Annotated in this window: 15 protein-coding genes; 7 read left to right on the plus strand and 8 right to left on the minus strand. The window is 44.0% G+C overall.

Annotation, left to right across the window (positions count from 1 at the left end):
* Positions 1-4: 4 nt before the first annotated feature.
* The 3 genes from HW988_RS00375 to HW988_RS00385 form a co-directional block, all read right to left on the minus strand.
* Positions 5-220 (minus strand): hypothetical protein, encoded by a 216-nt coding sequence (locus HW988_RS00375; protein WP_181605744.1) that lies wholly within the window; start codon positions 218-220, stop codon positions 5-7.
* A gap of 161 nt (positions 221-381) precedes the next feature.
* Entirely contained in the window at positions 382-2,334 is a 1,953-nt protein-coding gene (locus tag HW988_RS00380) for an adenylate cyclase (protein WP_255490129.1), read from the minus strand.
* Between the two features lie 111 nt (positions 2,335-2,445).
* Positions 2,446-4,458, minus strand: a complete 2,013-nt coding sequence (locus HW988_RS00385) for a hypothetical protein (protein WP_181605745.1) — start codon at positions 4,456-4,458, stop codon at positions 2,446-2,448.
* Positions 4,459-4,564: 106 nt separating this feature from the next.
* Between HW988_RS00385 and HW988_RS00390 the strand changes: the two genes are divergently transcribed.
* From HW988_RS00390 to HW988_RS00415, 6 genes are all read left to right on the plus strand, one after another.
* Positions 4,565-5,728, plus strand: a complete 1,164-nt coding sequence (locus tag HW988_RS00390) for a hypothetical protein (protein WP_181605746.1) — start codon at positions 4,565-4,567, stop codon at positions 5,726-5,728.
* A gap of 64 nt (positions 5,729-5,792) precedes the next feature.
* Positions 5,793-6,260, plus strand: a complete 468-nt coding sequence (locus tag HW988_RS00395) for a nucleoside deaminase (protein WP_181605747.1) — start codon at positions 5,793-5,795, stop codon at positions 6,258-6,260.
* 61 nt (positions 6,261-6,321) lie between these two features.
* Positions 6,322-8,358, plus strand: coding sequence for a hypothetical protein (locus HW988_RS00400; protein WP_181605748.1), 2,037 nt, complete (start codon positions 6,322-6,324; stop codon positions 8,356-8,358).
* Between the two features lie 72 nt (positions 8,359-8,430).
* Complete coding sequence (queF, locus tag HW988_RS00405; RefSeq protein ID WP_181605749.1) at positions 8,431-8,940, plus strand: preQ(1) synthase; 510 nt, start codon at positions 8,431-8,433, stop codon at positions 8,938-8,940.
* Between the two features lie 9 nt (positions 8,941-8,949).
* Positions 8,950-11,295 (plus strand): phosphoenolpyruvate carboxylase, encoded by a 2,346-nt coding sequence (locus HW988_RS00410; RefSeq protein ID WP_181605750.1) that lies wholly within the window; start codon positions 8,950-8,952, stop codon positions 11,293-11,295.
* Between the two features lie 136 nt (positions 11,296-11,431).
* Positions 11,432-12,169: a hypothetical protein gene (locus HW988_RS00415; RefSeq protein WP_181605751.1), complete on the plus strand. Its 738-nt coding sequence runs from the start codon at positions 11,432-11,434 to the stop codon at positions 12,167-12,169.
* On the opposite strand, the gene HW988_RS00420 is transcribed toward HW988_RS00415, so the two are convergent.
* From HW988_RS00420 to HW988_RS00440, 5 genes are read right to left on the minus strand one after another with little or no spacing between them, the layout of a single operon-like run.
* The gene (locus HW988_RS00420) at positions 12,137-13,204 is read right to left on the minus strand and encodes a hypothetical protein (RefSeq protein ID WP_181605752.1); all 1,068 of its coding nucleotides are present in this window, start codon (positions 13,202-13,204) and stop codon (positions 12,137-12,139) included. The genes HW988_RS00415 and HW988_RS00420 overlap by 33 nt on opposite strands.
* Positions 13,201-14,736 (minus strand): spermidine synthase, encoded by a 1,536-nt coding sequence (locus tag HW988_RS00425; RefSeq protein WP_220128779.1) that lies wholly within the window; start codon positions 14,734-14,736, stop codon positions 13,201-13,203. Before HW988_RS00425 ends, HW988_RS00420 begins: the two co-directional genes overlap by 4 nt.
* On the minus strand, positions 14,718-15,410 hold the full coding sequence (locus HW988_RS00430; RefSeq protein ID WP_181605754.1) for a hypothetical protein: 693 nt from the start codon (positions 15,408-15,410) through the stop codon (positions 14,718-14,720). Before HW988_RS00430 ends, HW988_RS00425 begins: the two co-directional genes overlap by 19 nt.
* Complete coding sequence (locus HW988_RS00435; protein ID WP_181605755.1) at positions 15,411-16,178, minus strand: hypothetical protein; 768 nt, start codon at positions 16,176-16,178, stop codon at positions 15,411-15,413.
* 11 nt (positions 16,179-16,189) lie between these two features.
* Positions 16,190-17,215, minus strand: a complete 1,026-nt coding sequence (locus HW988_RS00440; RefSeq protein WP_181605756.1) for a prepilin-type N-terminal cleavage/methylation domain-containing protein — start codon at positions 17,213-17,215, stop codon at positions 16,190-16,192.
* Here HW988_RS00440 and HW988_RS00445 point away from each other — a divergent pair.
* Positions 17,186-20,083: a type II secretion system protein gene (locus HW988_RS00445; RefSeq protein ID WP_181605757.1), complete on the plus strand. Its 2,898-nt coding sequence runs from the start codon at positions 17,186-17,188 to the stop codon at positions 20,081-20,083. The genes HW988_RS00440 and HW988_RS00445 overlap by 30 nt on opposite strands.
* Positions 20,084-20,085 lie beyond the last annotated feature (2 nt).

The following is a 20,085-nucleotide window of genomic DNA, read 5'->3' on the forward strand; positions in this document are numbered from 1 at the left end:
TGAGTTATCGGTACTCAAGCATCTCATTTGCTTGCCCAGAGCTATAGTTGATTCTTCCATCAACTCCCACAGACAAATAGTGTTTAGAATTTGCGTGATCAAGGGATGGGTGCATATCCCAATTCTTTTCACGGTACTTGTTTTCGTCGCCAAGGATGGCTTCTTTGATCGCATCCTTAAGATAAAAAATTACCTTAGATGAGTGTGCTTTTAGCTTCATTGATTTGCTCCTTTGTTGTCCGGATGTCCGGTTGATAAGGGGTAAAGCAAAGGGCTTGCCGTCCGAAATCGGCACTCAGGTCATATATATGGGATTTGGAGGGTTCGGTTCCGATTTTAGAAACCCAATTCCTAGAATTGGGTCTTTCGCGGAAAGGTTTTTTAAGCTGCTTTTTTAAGGAGCTTTTTAAGATCCGTATTCGTTTCAAAGAAGACTGGATCCGTTGATTTGTAGTGGTCAGCCAAGTGCTTGACCACAAAGCTACCGCTTGCGCGGAACAGTGGATTTTTTGATTCTAGGAACTCAAAAAGTTTTTTCGCGAGTTCAGAATCAAAGTTCTGCTTACCCGTCACCAGCAAAGCATCTGCAGAGACACGGTTGTGACTTGCGTAGATATACTGACGGAGGAAGCTAACATCGCGAGCAAGGTCGCCAAGGACGATGATCGTGTTTGCTTGCGTGCGTGGGTCTTTGTGCTCAAGACATTTTTCAAGAACTGCCAGCAACGAACTTTCAACGAAAGCATGTGGGATCAAGTTCGAAGCCAAAGAGACGACGGATGCAAGAACTTTATCTGAGATGCCTTTTTGCTTATTCAGCTTGTATGCAGTTTCCACAAGTTTTTCAAAGCCAGCCACTTGTTGCAGGCTTGTTTGATTTACTTTGAAAGTTTTCAAAACAGAGAACACGCGGAAGAAACTGATTTCGTCTTTTTCTTGCAAAGACTTTTCCAAGAAACGATAGATGCAAATCAAATCGCTATCACTGCGATAGTAAGTAAGCTTTTCAAGTTGATGACGACCCAAGAGTCTGTCAATCGAGGTAAAGTCATTTACTTTGCACAAAGTTGCTGGTGTCGAAAAACCTTTTAACATTGTGCTTTTCGTCTCGGCGATCGTGCAAAGATCATTTACGGATGAACTTGCTTCGCTATAGAAGGTGATCGAGCTTTTGGCTTTTTCATCGACTTGACTTAATAATCGTGCAGATTCGATAAGTGGCAATCCAGAAAGTCCGTAACCAGAATCCTGGGGAACGAAGCGGATTTTACCAATAACGAAAGAACCTTTTACTTTAAAATAGTGATCTGCTCCCGCGGGAAGATGATCTTCAATATCTTGGGCCACTTCAAAGATCGCACGCAGACAGGCCAGAGACATTGCTTGCGAATTCACGCCTTGGCACTCTTTAACGTGGAATACGATTTCGTCCCCCACGTATTGATAGATCAAACCATTATAGCGTTCGATGATTTCACGAGAGCGGATGAAGTATTGATTCATCATGTCGCTTACGTACTCATCCTTTTTATCCAGGAAAATTTGTGTGTAACCGTTTAGGTCCACGCGCACCATAGAGGTCTGGAATGCATAAGGTGCTTTTCTGCCGGACTTCAGTTCGTGAACAATCGCGGGAGTCAAAGTCTCGGTATATACTTTGTTCTCGTACGCCAGAGTTTTTTGTGTCGCTTCGTAAGTTTGTGCCGCATGCAGAAGTGTCGCGCCTTCCCTAGAAAGGGAGCGGATTTTTGTCATCTTTTCGCGGTCGCGAGAGGACAGGATCTTTGTTAGATCGATAATGTCTTTTAAGAACAGCCAAACAATCAATGACAAGAATACTGTCACCGAAACCAGGTCACGCAAGATCATCCCTTTATAATCCCATGCAGTTTGCATGATGATACGGGCTTTATTTTGGAAAACGCCAACTGTCAGGCGGTAATCCATGATCTTAATTGTTCTGAAGGCGATATTCTTTGTCGCCAAAATCTCGTTAAAAACTTTATAGTCTGCATTGATGGTTTCAGCATCGCCGTTGTTGTTATGGAAACTAACAACGTCAGAACCTTTTTGCAGAATATAGAAATGAATTAAATTTAGTTCGCGAGCTTTGTCGAGATTGGCTTTTACAAGATCAGTGTTTTCGCCAACGAGCGCGGAGATCTGACTGTCTTCGACAAAAGTCATTTGCGCATGTTTTGTTTCAATCACTTGCTCAGTCATTTCCGCAACGTTGAAGTAAAATTGAGTCGCAGTAATGCCTACGTAAGCAACCCAAAAGGTTCCCACGATTAACAGCACCATTGATTTGTTGCGCTTACCCTTCGCAAACAAAATGAATCTCCTTATTAAAGACTAGCGACTTCATTTTGTTTATCGGTTAGGTCTGGGAACAACTTAAGTATTTGTTTTATCTGGATTAATAATTTCTAGAATATGAGGGAACTACCTCTGACGTATGAAACGGTTGCCGTCATCGTAATAGATAGTGGTCCCGGATTTTGCGCCCCAGCTGCTGCCGTTCCCGTCGACGACCTTGACGTTGTTGGCCTCAAGCTCGTTTAAGAAGCTTGGATCTTTCAATTTTCGCTTCGTTAAAACATAGTCGTTGTTTGTTAAAGTCGTCATGATTTCCTGCCTTTGCGCAGGGCTGCCTTGCTGATTTGTTGAGGCCGGGCCACGGCTTGCGGTAGCCGCTGAACGAGATCGGTTTTGAGCCGATTGGGTGCCGCCTCCGCCACCAGAATTGGAACTTATGCTGAGATCTGCGGAGCCCCCAGCGCTACCGGTTGCGATGGATCCTCCGCCGCTTCCGATGTCGCCATTGGAAGCTGAACCCGTTCTTTTTCTACCCGTTGTAACTTCGGGATCAACGGATGCGGGGCCTCTTGAGTTTGATTGAGAGGGTTCAACAGGCTCCAAAGTCGCCGGCTGATATGTACCAGTTCGAGACGCTTGCGTTCGCGTGGTGTTTGCGGCTTTCTTTGCCTGGGATTCAGTATTTTTCGTTAAATCAATTTCTTCTGCTACGTATTCGTCAGCCCCAACTCCACCGTTGGATTTAGATTGATAGCGACCGTAACGGGATTGATATCGTTGGCCGGATGAAGAGCTTGTTGAACCGCGCGATGACGATCCTGTTTCTGAATCACCAGAAGTGTATGACGGTGACGAAGACCACGACGAAGACGATGTGGATCCAGAATTTGAACTTGGTGAGTCTGCAAGCGCAGGAGTATTGCTGATGCCCATCGCCTGATTCGCCATTCTGAATACCGGAGCACTTTCTTGAACGCTATCTCGAAGTGCTTGTTCTTTTCCAGTAGGGGATTTGTCGACCTTAGCTACGTTTAGCTTTTCAGCGGAGGGAATGATTTTTTCTGCGTTAGCAATCTCGGATTTCATATCTAACCCACTGCCGGCTTTTGCTGCTGCGCTTGCGACACTTCTGTCAATTTTCTTAGGATTATTTTTAGTTGTGGATTCACCGACCGTTTTACCATCACTTGTTTTTGTAACGGCGGTCCCATTTCCTAAATTATTTAAAACACCTGTTTGATTCTCGGGAGTTAGCGTAGGAGCTTCGTTGCTTGCAGCATTGAATTCTCCATTTTCTTGACAGGCCTTAATCATTTTTTTAACGAGATCTTCATCTTTAATTCCGGCAGCATGCAAAAGTTCGTGATGAAGCAGAGGCTCAAGTTTACTCCCATTAATGACGGGGTCTTTAGATGAGTTTGGAATTACGAAAGCGATACTGCCATCTTCGTGGGTTTGTCCGTGAAACTCACCGGTGGTGCTGGTCTGACACGATATAATACTATTTGACTGACCTGATGAAATTTTATCGTATGCCGCACGCAGCTTCGAAGCAACGAGATTCAAATCAATACTTTCGATACCTTTGGCCTCTTGAAGGCAATTTGCAATTAGCTCTCCCTCTGTAGGTGCTGTTTTGAAGATGGCCTGAATGTTCTTGCTGAGTTCAGGAAACTGTTTCATTTCGCAGCTTTTAGGAGAAGCTACCATTGCGGAAACATCCTGGCTCAACTGTAATATTTTTGCAGCCAATAGTTCATTTTTGTCGCAAGTAGATTCATCGGGTGTTCCATACATAGTTAGTGCGGGTCGCATAAGATGCTGAGTTAAAATAAACTTTCCATTTTTCGACTCGTATCTTTTTAGTTCGAAGCGTTTATTTTCAATTTTGGAAATTGCTAAACTGTGTGATTTACCGTTTCTATAGCTAACGCGAATTTCGATATTTCCTTTGCGTAAATACCACTCATCTGTTTTGCCATCTAAATTTGAATCGATGCGAATGTCTTCGTATGTTTTATAACTTAAGATTCTTTGAGTAACTGATGTACCCCTTGGGTTAAATGTAATTCCCTCACTTCCAGCATGAGCTGAAAACGTAAATAGAAATAAAAATAGGGCTAGAAGCGTGGTTCGCATCACTTTGTTTATTCGGCTAAAATGAGAAGTTAATCAAGATTCATATCCACAACCTTGGTCCTGATTTTGGATACTAAACTATTAATTAACTCTTAAATTGCAGAACATGAATGATATGGCGCTATACATCCTGGCTTTTCTTTTATCTATTCCGGTTTTTACCTTTGCAGCGAATGCTCCTGTCGAATCGGATTGGGCCACTACCGCTTCTTGGGTTCAAAAAGACGAAGATCAAAAGAATCCATATGAATTACCTCAAAAATCTCTTCCGCCGAAAACTACGATCGATACTTTTGGAATTTGCTTCGCAGCGTCCGCCGCTACGGTTTTAAATTACGAGATGTGCAAGCAAGGATCGATAAAAGATTGTTCGGCTTTGCCGGAGTCAAAAAGAGTTTCCACATTGGGTATAGCACGCTATGCGGTTGATGCACCTCCGGAGGCGTTACCAAAAATGGATGAAAGTTATGAGCAGTTAAAACCAGGAGGCTCGGGTGGAAGAGTTCTGAGCTATGCTACTCGAATGTTTATGATGCCGACGGAGAAATGCGTTTCACTTCAGAGAATTGCTTCAAAAATTCCAGTAGAGACAGCAAACGATGCAGTTAGGGCGCAAAAAGTAATTTGGGATGACTTGAAGTCGGCATACGAAGGCTATAGAAAATCCTTAAATGATAAATGTGATACATGCGCGTCGAAATTTTATGCGACAGCCGTCGAGACAGTATCAAAAGGCATCAAGCTGGAAGATGATCAGTTGGTGGACCCTAACCTTAGAAATGATCAGGCGAGAGTACTTCAAGCATTTAAAGAGGATACCTATGAGAAAGCTTTGAATGCACTTTTGTATCCGAAATCGTGCAGTGAAAATGGGATCTCTCTTCCAGATAAAAACAGCGTAAAAGTTAGGCTTTTTCCTCAGCAGGAGAAAGTGGCAAATGGAGAAGCTTTAGTTCCTCAGATTAAGGAAATCTTGCAATCGAAGAAGCCTGTTATTCTAGATGGAATTTGTGTACTTGATTGCGGAACGAATAACCCGAGTTACCACTCGGTTGTCATTGCGGGATATCGAAAAATCTGTCCCAAAGGTGATACTCAGCAGAAGAATTGCCGCGAGGCCTTAAAAGTTATTAATAGCGTCGGCGCGGGTTGGCAGGCTGCACATAACGATGGCTGGGTGGATGCTAAATTACTAATGAAAAATGTAAAAGTCGATAAGGCTAATCTTGCTTGGTTAGAAGATAGAGCCAAGGCGAAGGCGACTCAGTAACTTGACGTGCACTCGGGCGATCAGGCTTGACTCCAAAGCTGACTCTGATAGGGTCAGCTCCCTTATGAATAAAGACTTCATGATTCGAGCGGTTGAGCTCTCTAGAAAAAATATGCAAGGTGGCGCTGGTGGTCCTTTTGGGGCTGTCATTGTTAAGGATGGAAAGATCATCGGTGAAGGTTGGAACAAAGTTACTTCTTCCAACGATCCGACGGCGCATGCTGAAGTTTCGGCTATCCGTGATGCTTGTGCTAACGTTAAAAACTTCTCTTTGGACGGTGCTGAGATCTACACCAGCTGTGAGCCTTGTCCTATGTGCTTGGCTGCGATTTATTGGGCACGTATTTCTACGATCTATTACGGAAACACTCGCAAAGATGCTGCTGACATCCAATTCGATGACGATTTCCTTTATCAGGAAATTCCTAAAGACATCAAAGACCGCAAAGTCCCTATGATTCAGTGTGGTCACACAGAAGCTCTTGCAGTATTTAAAGAGTGGGAAAACAAAACTGACAAGATCCCCTACTAAGGTCTTGTCGAGTTTATAAACAGGACTCCAATCGAGGTTCGCTTTTGGAGACAATAGAGGAATGAAGTACTTTTCATTCCTCTTTTTATTTGCAGCTTTCTTTATTTTCACATCCTGCGCAACCGTCGAAAAGCAGATTCCTCGCGACATCGCTTCACTACAATCATCAGGCGCAATGGAAGGAATATGGTTCCTTCAAGGTACAAGTTCAACACGTGGGCCTTACAACGGTGAACTTGAACTAAGAAAATCAAGCGACGGTACATACGATGCCATTCGCATGATCACCTACATCAACTATTTCTATGATGGTTTGAAAGTACAAGAAGTTTGGTCAGGTAAAGCCGTTGCTGCTGGCGACACTTTGGTCATGAGTTATGATTTACGCCAGGCCGATTTTATTGAAAAACTCGGCTCTCAAAAAAGAGAACCGAGTGACTTTAAGAACCCCATCACGGTCGTCACCCGTTTCGCTGTAACTGACAAAGGTTTATCATCGCAATTCTCTGACAAAAAAGTTTCGAACTATACCGAGTGGATTACCACTCGCAGAAATCTTGAAGCAAAGCCGTTATGGATGAATTTGCGCACTAATATCGATGCTCAAGGTCCGAAAGTTCCTTTGGCTGTTCGTGGCGTGATCAATTTATTCAAACGCGACGTTGGTTTTACGAAAGATCCGTTCGTACAATCCTTCAAAAACAGAAAAGAGTTTAAAGAAGAACGTCCTTTTATCGTTTTTGATCCGACTGACTACGTCTTCTATCAAAACAATAAAGACATCATCCGTGTCGTGAATAAAGTGACCGATGATATTTCAATCACTGAGGCCTCAGTAAAAAGAAACGCCTACTCGCCCACATTGAAAGAAAAAGCAGCGAGTTATGAAAAAAACACTGTCACTCATCACATCAATGAAATTGGCATGGTGTCGAAGGCCGATGTCGATGCAAATGGAAAATTGATTGCGTATCGTTATGATGGTGATTCCGCATTGTGGACGGGCATGTATATTGGCTCGCAATCGATGCGCTATCTGGCGACCAAAGATCCTGAAGCATTAGCGAATGTACGTAAGTCGTTGCGTGCGATCTTTATGTTGATTGATATCACGGATGATCCAAAAGAATTTGCGCGAACTTTGATGCCGTATTCTCCGGGCGAACCGATTCCAAATAAATGGCACCAAGGTAAAGGCATTTATTCCAACATGCTTTGGCTTGAAGGTGGCAACAATGATATGTACAAAGGCTTAACTCACTCGATGATGTGGGCGAGCCTGGTAATCCCTGAAACAGATCAGGAAATTTGGTCTCACCTTCGTGATAAGTCACGCCGATTGATGGGATTAAGAACATTCGATGAAAAACCTCAAAACCAGGCTCCGACGTACGGTCTTGTGGCCTTGATCAACAAAGATAAAAATGCCCGTGAAAAATACGAATCAACTTATAAAAAACTAAGTTGGAAGCCATCAAGCTATAGTTTGGATACGACTTTCTATTGGCATGGAAGTGCGGACTGGAGTGGTATTAACTTAGGGCTGGTTGGTGATATCACAGATATCATGATTGCTGACCGTCTGGGTGAATCTAAAATCCGTGATCGTCTGCGCGAGCGTTTGATGGATTCGTGGGTGACATACAGTCCGGCACAAAGACATCTGCTGACAATGGTGGCCTATGGATTTGCGTACTCCCATGGAACTCGTGGTGGCAACTTTAGGGAAGAAAGCAGCGACGATAAGTTCATGACGTCTTTGGCGCAGTCGGTTTGGGGCTTGCGTGAAATTCCTTATCCTCGTCCAAACTTGGATGTTTCGATCAATCACTCCCTACGCCCGGATTGGTGTATTTCTCCGATCCCACGGCTTTTCTGGAAGGGTTTAAAACGCCCCGAACCACCGGTTGAGTACTTCTATCAGGGGCTTTATAACTATCCGGTATTTGAGCACCAGGCCTTTACTTCTAATTTCGTCTGGAAGGACACGGCCTTTGGATTTAAGGATGATCATTCCCGTGGCTCAGAAAATGCGGGTGTAGATTATCTGTATGCGTACTGGCTAGCTAAATACGTAGGTATCCCTAACTTTGAATAGGATCTTTTGAAAGATCTACCCTGTCGCAAGAATGATTGAATTTCAGCCCTGGGGGAGTTAAAAATCTCCCTTATGAAAAAGACTGGCAGAGACTCTAAAGAGCTTAAAAACTTCGCCCTGGGTGAAGCTAAAACAGATTACGCGCAAACTTATTCACCAGAATCCCTTGAAGCATTCGACAACAAAAATCCAGGTAAGATTGCCTGGACGACTTTTGTTTGCACAGAGTTCACATCACTTTGTCCAAAAACAGGCCAGCCTGATTTTGCAAAAGTTTTTATCAACTACATCGCTGATAAAAAAATGGTGGAATCAAAATCCTTGAAACTTTATTTGTTCAGCTTCCGTAACCACGGCGACTTCCACGAAGATTGTATTCAGACAATTTGTGACGACTTGGTGAATCTTATGAAGCCTAAGTATATCGAAGTAGTTGGTGAGTTCACTCCGCGCGGAGGGATTGCGATCTTCCCTTATGCAAGCTACGCTTGTAAGGACAAGTTCTATCAGGACTTGTGGAAAAAACGTCTGAGTGAGTTCGCTCCTGGCAAGTATTCCATGGAGTTGAGCAAGCTCTACTAAGAGGGCTTCATGAAACAAAATCTTCCCCAAGAACTTACGAAACTTGTTGATTGGTCAGTAACGGAATTGGGGAAGGTGATCGAGTTCGAAGTCGGTAAAGCCGGCTTCAACCGCATCGAAAGAATCCGTCGCTATATCAAATCTCCTGCGGGTCAGTCCCTTGAAGGACTTAAATCGCTTCAAGAAGAGCTCGCAAGTCTCTCTGAAAAAGAACAATACCAAATTGCCCATGCCTTTGCCTTGATGCTGGAGATTATCAACTCCTGCGAGGCCGCGTATCGCACGTACCGACTTAGAATTGAAGACCGTGACCATGAATCCGTCACTCACAGCTATGGCCGCATCATCCACGTTTTAACGGCGCATCCGACCGAATCCAGAAATCCCGATGCCCTTTACTATTTCAAGAAAATTCAAAAGCTGTTGGAACGTCGATTAGAGAAAATTTCTGAACTAGATGAGTCCGAGCTGAACGTTTTGATCAAATGGGTTTGGAATATTCCGATGTCCAAACAACGTAAGCCCTCGGTCATGGATGAGGCTGAATACATTTATAGTCTGGGCCTGCAGGACGAGATTATCGAGATGTACATCAAGCAACGACTTGCAAAGCACCCGTTTTATATTCGTACATGGGTGGGGGGAGATAAGGATGGGCACCCTGGCGTAGATGAAAAGACGATGTTGCAAAGCTTAAACATGTCGCGGGGACTTTTGGTGAAATGGCTCAATCGAGCATTCCGGGAATATAAAAAGGATCTGGAACCCTTGCTTCGGAATAAGAGTTTTGATGCGTCAAAGTTGAGAACTATTAAAAAGCTCAGTTCGGAAGTTACCCAGATGCTGGTGCATTTAAAAAGAATTGAATCAAAAGATGCGAATAAACTCCATCGACTTAAGGAATCATTCATTCTGTTAAGCGCGGAGCAAAGAAAAAATTTTGGAGTGGAATCCCCGGTTTTGATTCGAATTCAGACATTTTTAAAATCTTTTCCCGGCCTGGTCGTCCCCCTAGAGCTTCGCGAAGACAGTGGGCTTGTGCATGAAGCTGTGGATAACCCGGGAAAGAGTTATAACATTTCTCGAATGATCAAGACTCTCTCCAGAATTTCTCCGGATCATGATCCAAAATTTTATGTGCGCGGCTTTGTTTTAAGTAATTGTGAGTCGGTCAAAGACATTGTCGCTGGAATGAAACTGACAAAAAGATACTTGGGGGAATATCGCCTGCCCGTAGTACCACTATTTGAAAGTGCACACTCTTTGTCAGAGGGAAAATCCATTATCACGGAATTCTTAAGCAGCAAATCCCACCGTACTATAATTGCTAAGAAATGGTCTGGGAAACTTGAAGTGATGCTGGGGTATTCTGATTCCTCGAAAGAAAACGGCGCGTTTGCTTCCAGGTTTCTAATTAAATCGGCGGTATCAGAGCTGGAAAAAGTCATTAGCTCCTATGATATCAAGCCCATCTTTTTTCACGGCTCTGGTGGAAGTATTGAGAGGGGTGGAGGTTCCGTTCAGGAACAAACCGATTGGTGGCCGCTATCTGCGTTGGAAGTGGTCAAGGTCACGATTCAAGGCGAAATGATTTATCGCAGCTATACTTCTTCTGAAATATTAGAAAGACAGCTTGAACGCTTCATGGTCGCCAGAGACCGACAGGCTAAATCAGCTCGTAAAAGTTCATCTGCTCGTATAGAGAAGGCCTTACAGCGCATGGCTGAGGCGACCAAATCCAAATATCAAGAGACATTGAAGCAGCCCGAATTTCTGCAGATGATTGAAGAGGCGACGCCGTATTCATATCTCAAAGATTTACGTATGGGTTCTCGGCCTTCCAAACGTCAGGGCCCGGTCCAATTAAAGAGTTTGCGCGCAATTCCCTGGGTTTTATGTTGGACGCAGACGCGCACCCTGTTTCCGACTTGGTGGGGAGTTGGAAGTTTTTGGACGACCCTGAATAAGACGGAGAAGGCTTTATATAAAAAGGCATTTAAAGAGTCCCAACTTTTTAGTTCTTACATAAAAGTGTTGGGCTTTACGCTTGAGAAAATGGATTTAAATATTTTTGGTCTGTATTTGGCAAATTCCAAATTGCCAGTGGAGCAGCAGCAGAAATATCTGAAAGACTTTATTCAAGAATTCAAGGAGTGCAAAAAGGCGATGCGGGAAATCACGGGAGAAAGAAATCTTTTGTGGTATCGGCCATGGCTTGGAAAAAGTATTTCCCTTCGCTCGCCACTGATTCATCCCCTGAATGTTTTGCAGCTTATTGCCCTTAAAGAGAGGAATTTACTGCTGCTGCGAGAGACTGTCACAGGGGTCGCAAGCGGTATGCTGACGACTGGATGAGTGCCCGAACTGGCGTGGTGTAAATATCTTTTACACTCCCCTTTGCCCCGGCTCTAATAGGATGCATTGGGCAGGGGCCCGTTATTTGAACATAGGTTCGTGGAATCAATTATTTACGAACCAAAGGATCTCTCAAATGTTCAATCCATCACTTCGCGGCGCCATCACTGTTTCCATTCTTTTGATCGGGCAAACTTCCTTTGCAAGTTTGAAACTTTCTGAAATTAAAAATTGTATTTCTAACGAAATGGACGTGGTTCGTGTAGTTCATCCTTTAAAGGCTGAATACCTAAGAGCTGAACGCGAAGGTTCAGTGACGGAATTGATCAACATGCTGAAAGAAAACACGGAAGACTTGGATCTGCTTTCTGAAGCAGAAGCTTCAAGCGCTCGTGGTAAAGCTTTGACGAAAGAAATTGGCGAGATTGAAGATGTCTTGGAAAATTCAAAATCCTGTGTTGATGCCCGCAAGTCGATGTTAAAGTTTGCCAATATCTATGAAAAGAAACCGCTTCTTTCATTGAGTGTTTTCTTCGAAAAGGATAATCACGGTGATACTGAGTTGTCACAGTGGAATGCAGAGGCGAAAGAGTCTTTGAAGAACGCAGGATATTCTAAAGCTCTTGCGAATTTCGAGGCTTCACGTCATCCAGCTTTGGCTTTGTTGCTAGCGTCCGGCGAGACAACTTCAGTTCTGGATGAACAGTTTATGCTTGAGCGCGACGATACTATGAGAGCTGCATTGAAAGCTATTGTTGGGGATGACGCCTCTGCGGATATCTTGGAAGAGCGACTTGCAGAAAAAATGCGTAAAGAAAGTTTAAATCGCATGTCAGCTATATCAGCTGCGGCTAACGAGTTTGTTAGAAAATAGACGAAATTCCTTAAAGTTTTTGACTAGCAATCGTGTCACTATCTCGGTTGCTAGCAACAAACCAAGCCAATAGATATCTATTAATCTGGAATGGTCCCTAAAGTGAAGGGACCAATCTGAGGCCCAGGGCAGAAACGCAAACTCCACAAAATAGCAAAGTCCAAAAAATCTGTTCCACGCCAAATCAGAGATGAATCTTACGGCCTTAAATTTTCCTAAAAGTTCATTCACTTGATTTAAGCAAGCAAGTCGAATCCAGATGAATAGAACAATGAAGCGGCTCCAGAAAAACCACAAGTCCGCAGAAAATACGTAATAGTAAAACCCCGTGGGTGTGATGGAGATATTGGGATTCATGGGGAAAATACAAACAATAGCAGTCGCGAGACCAAGTAAATACCAAGCTTCGTTTTTAAATCCACAATAGACCCAAGATTGCTGGGGCTCGAGTCTAATGATTCTTCCTATGCTAAAACCTAAAAAAGGTATTGCAAGCCATGGCAGCAGCCCCCATCCGATCGTGGCGTTCACGTCCAGATCCCCGACAAGCATTTGACTTAGAAACGGGCTTAAATTTGGTTTTAAAGTCTGGTACCAATCGATCGGAATGCACAAGGAAGCAATGGCAAGAATGCTTGCCGCCGAAAGAAACTTTTTATTCTGTGGAAAGAATTGAACGACCAATAGACTTACAAAAAGATAGGCGTAAAGATTCCAGCTCCATGTCGTGATATCTGTGTTTGCCTGGTCATGAACCATCATTCCAATCAATCCGGTTCCGACTAAAAGATATCTTTTCCAGTTAATTTGAGTTGTGGAATATCCGATTAAGAAAAAAGAAACCAATGCCAGAATCAGCCCAGAATATCCCCAGTAATTTAAAAAGAATGGTGTCAATAAACCAAAGACTGATTCTGATGCTTTAAAGAGCATTTTGGATTCACCAAAAGATGTTTCCCACACGTGATAAAAGGTCACGACCAGAATCGCACACGTTCGCAGCAAATCTAATGCATAAAATCTTTGATTCTTCATTCCCACATCCTTGGCAGTTGTGGCTTGAATAAAGAATTCACCAGGTCGCTGCTGGCGTCTGGCAACTGTACTGTTTTGTAGTTGCCTCCTAAATTGAGATTTAGATCTGCAGAAGAACCGTCGGCGGCAAAAACAAAGCTTTCAGTATTCTCATATGCGATGACGTTCGCAAATGGGACCGCCTTAAGCGTGGAGTTTATAATCGAAGCGCTTTCATTCGTTGGAAAATCAAATACGATAAATCCCTTCGGCGTGAGGCGATTTTTAAGAATGCGATAAAATTCCACGCTGTAGAGTTTCGAAAGTTCAACGCTATACGGATACGGGAAGTCCAAGAAGACAGCGTCCCAGCTTCTTTTAGATTTTCTTAGAAAATGAAAAGCGTCATCCGTAATAAGCTCGACACGATTGTTGCTGAGTGAGTTTTCATTCAGAGCCACCCAGCGTGCATCTTCCTTGGCCATTTTCAGAATCATAGGATCCAACTCTACCATTGTGATTTCAGTGTCGTTGGAAAAAGTTTTAAGGGCGTCTCTTAGCAAAAGTCCATCCCCGGCCCCAAGGATTAGAATTTTCTTTGGAGTTCTTTGTGCGATCTTTAAAGAACCCTGCAGGAAAGCTTCGTGGTAAGACTTTTCATATCGGGAATCAAATTGGAATTGTCCATTTAACCACAGGCTAAAAAACGCACCGTTTTCGTCGCGGCCATCCACCATATCAATGGCCTGATAAGGGCTGAGGTGTCTGATAACTTTGATTTCGCTATCGATTCCTCGGAAGTAATCCTTTAGGTCGTTTCCGCTGGTCACATTCTTGGGATAGTCACCATAATAGCGAATTCTTAAAGAAAGCTGCTGCAACGGACTTTGAATTATTGAAAACAGCAGCACCGCGAAAATGCAGACTGAAACAAAACTAAAGCCGCGCTTCGCATTTGGAGTCTGCGCCGTTAGATATACACAAATGCCGCCGCTGATCAGTGCGATTAAGACTGCTGTTCCATAAATTTCAAATCTGGGAATTAAGATTACGGGTACGACGACTGAAGCCACCAGGGCTCCAAAGTAGCTGAATGCAAGAATTTGGTTTAAATGGGTTTGATTGTCTAAGTCCTTACGTAGTCTAAATAGCAAGGGAGTTTCAAATCCAGTTAAGAACCCCAAGGCTAGGGAGATAAACCCGGTCGTTAAAACGAAGATCATCATTAACGGTCCCGCGGGCAATCGTATTCCTGAAAACTGGATCAGCTCAAGACTGGGTATAAAGAATAAATAGGTAACTAGCATGGGAGCAACAGCCCCCAGAACCATTAAGATGAGTTCAATCTTAAGTAAATCCTGCAGCGGATTTTTCGCGTGAGTGGACTTCTTACTACCAATGCCAATGCCGTAAATAAAAAGAGCTGAAGACAGGCAGAATCCAATGATCTCTTCTTGCAGGAATACTGCAAAGGTCTTTGCCATCAAACTTTGATAGGCAAACCCACAAAATGATAAAGCAAAAGACAGGACTTTTAATTTACGATGATCCATCTTGCGATTTGCTCCTGGTAAATTGCTAAGTTTTGCAAAACGGCCCATGTGACCACAAGAAAAATTGCGCTTACCAGGGGAATTTCAAATTTTCTGAGTTGTTTATCTTGAAATCCCCAGAGTAATCCACATATCCACGCAAGTGCGAGATTTGCTAAAGCCAGAAAAATATTTACTTGAAGAGATCCGAACTGGCGATTTAGAAAGAGCGCGAACAGCAACCCAGCAATGAACATTCCGAAGTAGTCAGCAAAGAGTGCTTTTTCCGCTTTCCCATCGGATGGGGAGTCTGATTCCAGAATTCGCAACAGAAGAGGCAACTCCATACCAGATAAAAAACCGATGGAGACGATCAAAGCATAACAAACCACCGGTGAAATAGTTTTCAATTGAACGTCGCTATATACGAATAAAAGTGGAGATACGATTGCCAGGGCGGCAAGAACAACTTCAATCCAGATAAAAACTTTTTTTGCATTTAACCGAACCGGCGTAAAATAAGCACCTGCTCCCATGGAGGCGATGTAGATCCCGGTTGTTACCGTATATTGTTGAACAACGTTGCCCCACAGAACGGAGAGCACATTCGCCAAGACAAGTTCATACGCATAGCTACAAAATGCCGTGACAAATACGAGCAGCAAAATGAAGCGAAAGCGTAACGAGCCATTCATCTAATAACCTTGGGTGGTGGTTGCGGGACGAGAAAAGATATATGTCTGACGGATCAGTTCCGCGTTAGAGCAAGAACTTCCGTTTTTCACGCAAAACGAAACTTTTAAACATTGGTATTGAGCCAGATCGCAATCCGGTGCCTCCGGACGGTTTCGCATCGCCATGTTAATTGGAATGCTGTTCGCCGAGGGCGTAGCTGGTAAAGCGGGTGCAAATGCATCAAGGGCCGCGTGGGCCGGTTGGAACGACATCTCTTGAACCACTTGGCGAGTAGCTTCTTTAAATGTCTCAAGTTGTTGTTCGAAGGATTTGGTTTTCGGGGAATATGCCACCATCCACTCGTCAGGTGATTGAAGATTCACTTGCAGGCTTCCGGCTTCAAGGCAGATATCAAGTCCCGCATTCAAAGATCGTTTGCTACAAATGCCTTTCGCGTATTCCCAGCACAGTCGTACGGCTTTTGAGCCGCTACCGATGGTGATAACTTTACCGGGGCAGCCATAGTCATCTTTGACGGATGTACCGCCACTTTGTGGTGGAGTATCTTGAAGGTAGTTGGCTTTGTCGTACGCATTCTTTAGTGAAACTCCGAAGCTCTCGATTGCATTTTCCGAATCATAGAAGGCGCGAGCCTTGTCGTAGCTTTTGTTTAAAGTTCCCATTTTGGAAACGACTCCGACGATGATGACCCCGATAACCACGGCGATGGCAACCACTAGCATCGCGCCGGCAAATCCTTCTTCAGAATTGAGATTTTTAGGCATCATAAAATAAACTCCTAGTTTCTCTTAAGCTGCCCGCTTGGGTAAGAAGGTTTTAAGAAATAAATCAAATCATAAGGCCTGCGGTACAACGGACGTCTTTGCGCACGCAAAGTGTTGGGTGTTTCAGCTGTTACATTCATTTGTGCAGATGAAAAACCAAGAACGTTGTCTCTGAAGACCACGCGAATCACACGCTCAACATCTTTGTAGGGACTTGTGGTCTTGCAAGCTGCTTGGGTCATGGCGGCAGGAGGACACCATGTGAAATCACGTTTACTATTTGTTTGCGGGAGGTATTCTCTCACAGTCACTTTGAACGTTACAGAGGAAAGACGATAGCGGGAAGACGTACTCGGATCCTGGTCGGGATTATTCTGGTCGAAACGTTCTACTTCTTTTTCGGTTGCTTGAAAATCGACGATGGAACCAAACCACAGGTCGTCTCGCGTGGGAGATATACTAACTGTTCCCGCCGCTTGAGATCTTCCAAGGTCGATGTATAAAATCCCGAATGTTTTTGCAGTGGGTTTTTGAAAATAAATTCCCGTAGGTAAAAAACGATCTCCCACGCTGGGAACACTCGTGTAGGTGCTGATCAATGTGTCTCGTAAAAATATGCCGATGGTATCGATAGAAGCAGTAGCCGTAGCGGGGTTAAACCCTGTGGATGCTAAATAATCTGCTCTGACAAATCCGGTGTTCTGGCTGGTTCCAGATGGACTCCAGTTGTTAAGATTTTTTCCACTGCCGTCTTCAACGTTAATTCCCTGAGAAGCAAAGTGTTTCAAGTAAAAGGAAATTTCGTTTAGCTCTGATTCTGATTGGATACGGTTGGTGATCGCCTCGTTTTGATTCGTAGCCATGCTGATCAAGGCACCAACACCATACATAAGCACCGAACCCAGGACGACGGAAAGAAGAAGTTCTACAAGTGAAAAACCTTGTTGACCCAAATACCCACTGTTAGAATTAAGAAAGCAACTTGATTGGCTTTCTGTGGGGGATTTCAAATGTTTCGTAGAGACAGGTCTATTAATCATAAAGGTGTCTCGGGCTTTTCTGCTCTTGAGATGATGGTTGCGATCGGTATCCTTGCCACGATCTTCATTCTAGCAATGCCTTTCTTTAGCCAACAAGGAAAAATTATCAAAGAGATGAGAACGTCTGCGAGCTGTCAGGCAGTTCTTGATACGGCCTTCTCGAGAATCAATTCTTTCGGAAACTCTTTAGACAGTTATCAACCAAAAATTAACGCTTCCATGGCGAACACGACAGGCGCAACAGCCGCGAGTTCCAGAGTATTTCTGCCGCCCGATATTCCAGCCGATGCATATGCATTTGATCCTGATTTCAAAGGTCAAAGAAGCAAGATGTTCGATCTGGCCCCTGGTCGCATCTTGTATTCTACAAATCCAGGTAAGCAGATTAAAATTCCTCAAAATGGAGGAACAACTAAGAATGTACCGATTCAGCACGACGGTATCACATTATATACGCCACTCTTGCTTAAAGGTTCAATGGAGTACCTGGCTACGAAGTACAATTCTGGCTATTGCTCGGCATTCTCTCCCGTAAAACTGTTAACCGCCGTGGACAGTCAGGCTTTGAACAATCAGTTTCAGGGTGGTCTTAAAAATTTAGATATCTCTATGAAAGTGAATCGCTACGATCTGGCTTCGAATAATGCCAGTGGTAATTGCGGCACATTCTGGCCACGACCTCGCAACGGTGGTCGCTCTAACGTTACTTATGAACCGCAATTTGGCTATTCTCCGACGACTCGTCAGATGATAGGAATTTTCCCGAGCTGGATGGACGACAAAGATGGATTTCGCGTCACTTTAAGGGCGAACTTTACGAACGACAAGGGCCAATCAGAAACGTGCGAGGGTACGAAAGATTTCTCGTTGCCTGAAGATAAGCAGAACGTTGTCGATTACTTTTATGACGTAAATTATGTGAAGAACTCAGCGGCCTCTCCAGGTGCTATCGTTGATAACATCAGTCGTATCAATGGACTTCGCAAAGGGACTGAGTGTTCAGGTAAACCCGATTGCTTAGGACATCCTTTTGAAACAATTCTTACGAACTTACAGCCTTGGAATAACAGTCCAAAGTGGCCCGAGAATCGTGATAGACCACTATGTTCCCAAACACCTGCGAACTCCATGAAAATGGTGATCACATTCCGTGTTTATAACACTCAGAAAGATGGCGGCGTCATCCCGATGTGCTTGGATACCTCTTATCAGTGGTTCAAAGGTACCAAAGGTAATTGGTGTCCTGGTTCATATAATGGCGGTGCAGAAACAAGCTTTGATAAATCTTGGGACACTCGTTACACAGGCTGGGTTCCTTGCGAACAAATGCAGTTCTGTAACTCGCGACCAGATAAGGTCGAGGTTATCAAGTCTGCCGACAAGAACTTTAAATTTCCAGGCCTAAATGCGAATCAGCCCTATGTGGAATACAAATATACTTACGAAAAGATTTCCGGAGATAAAGCAAATTCTCGGATGTGGGGTTGTGAACTGAAGTTTGGTATTGCTTCAATCGATCTTGCCGGAAATTTAAGTTACGTTCCGGCCCAAGAAAAAATGATGGACTCCCCTGGTATTGCGGGTGACCGTCGTCCACCAATCAAAGAAATTAATCCGCATGTCTATTTCAAACCGCCTCCTTGTTACACTTGTAACTGTAAGCCATGCAAAGGTGGTAAGGGACTTTTCGGTGGTTTGTTTAACTGGATTCTTTTTGCAGTTCTAGTCATCGTATCTGCGGGTACGGCTTTGGCAGTGACGGCATTAATCACAGCAGCCGTCATCGCGGGAGCAACAGCAGGTGTTCTTTGCTATAACGGTGGTTTGGGTTGCAGCACTGATGGTGGAAAAAACTATGCTCCTGATTCGTCGGGAGGAAAATATCGATCCTGCGATGACAGTAACAATGGCTGTAAGTGCGGTAAAAAATGTAACATCATCAGGCCACCAAGTCCTGGATGGTCCTCGCCACTTGACGATGCGATGGATATTTCCCAGCTGGAAAAGAATTCTTGTGTACCAGGCAATACTTTCTATGTCGATAATACTGCCTATTCGAGCTTGAATGGTATCAAGCCTATGTTTGGATATAAAACATCCAAAGGTGCCGGCAAAGGGTACGAATACAATATGGATCCAAATGCTAAGGTCACTCCGGGTGATGAGCTTCTGTATTCCGTGTTCGATTCTAAGAACAAACAATTCTGTTATGCGGCTGTTCGTTGTTCGGGAGGAAAATTCCAGGCTATCAAAGAAAGCAGCGAGATTTCGGGCGATAATAATCTATATCCACTGATGGGATGTTTCCCGGTCAAAGTTGGAAAACGTATTGCCTTTAATAGTGGTAGCCCGGGCATTGCTCAGGGTGGAAATGCTTGCTTGGAAGTTCAGTTTAACAAAGGTCCGCAGAATCCAACGAATCTGAAGCTGTGGAAGTGGTCTGATTATAACGAACAATGTAGTGTGACTTCGACTACGGGTTCATTGTCTTCTGATCCAAGAGTGGTCGGTGGTTTCTGCCCGACAACTTCGACAACAGCCCTTGTTGGCGCTCAGTACAGCAACACCGGAGCGGGATGTTCTAATCCTACCGCTGATCCCAATGATCTGGTGGGGGTTAATTTCGCTTGTAAGGACACGAAAATCTATTGGGACCCTTGCGCAGCCACTTCATCCAATTCCAAGAATGGTACGATGAGCTGTGCGAAGTGGTGCTATGCAGATTGTAAAGTTCCTGAATATGTTCCAGAGCATCCGTGGTTGGATGCTCCACACAATGTTCAGCGCTATTACGAAGATATGGGATCCGGCGATGCGGGATTGCCGTTCTGCACGATGGACCGTACGTTGTTTGATGATAATCTCTAAGC

The organism is Bdellovibrio sp. KM01, from assembly GCF_013752535.1.
Lineage (GTDB): Bacteria > Bdellovibrionota > Bdellovibrionia > Bdellovibrionales > Bdellovibrionaceae > Bdellovibrio.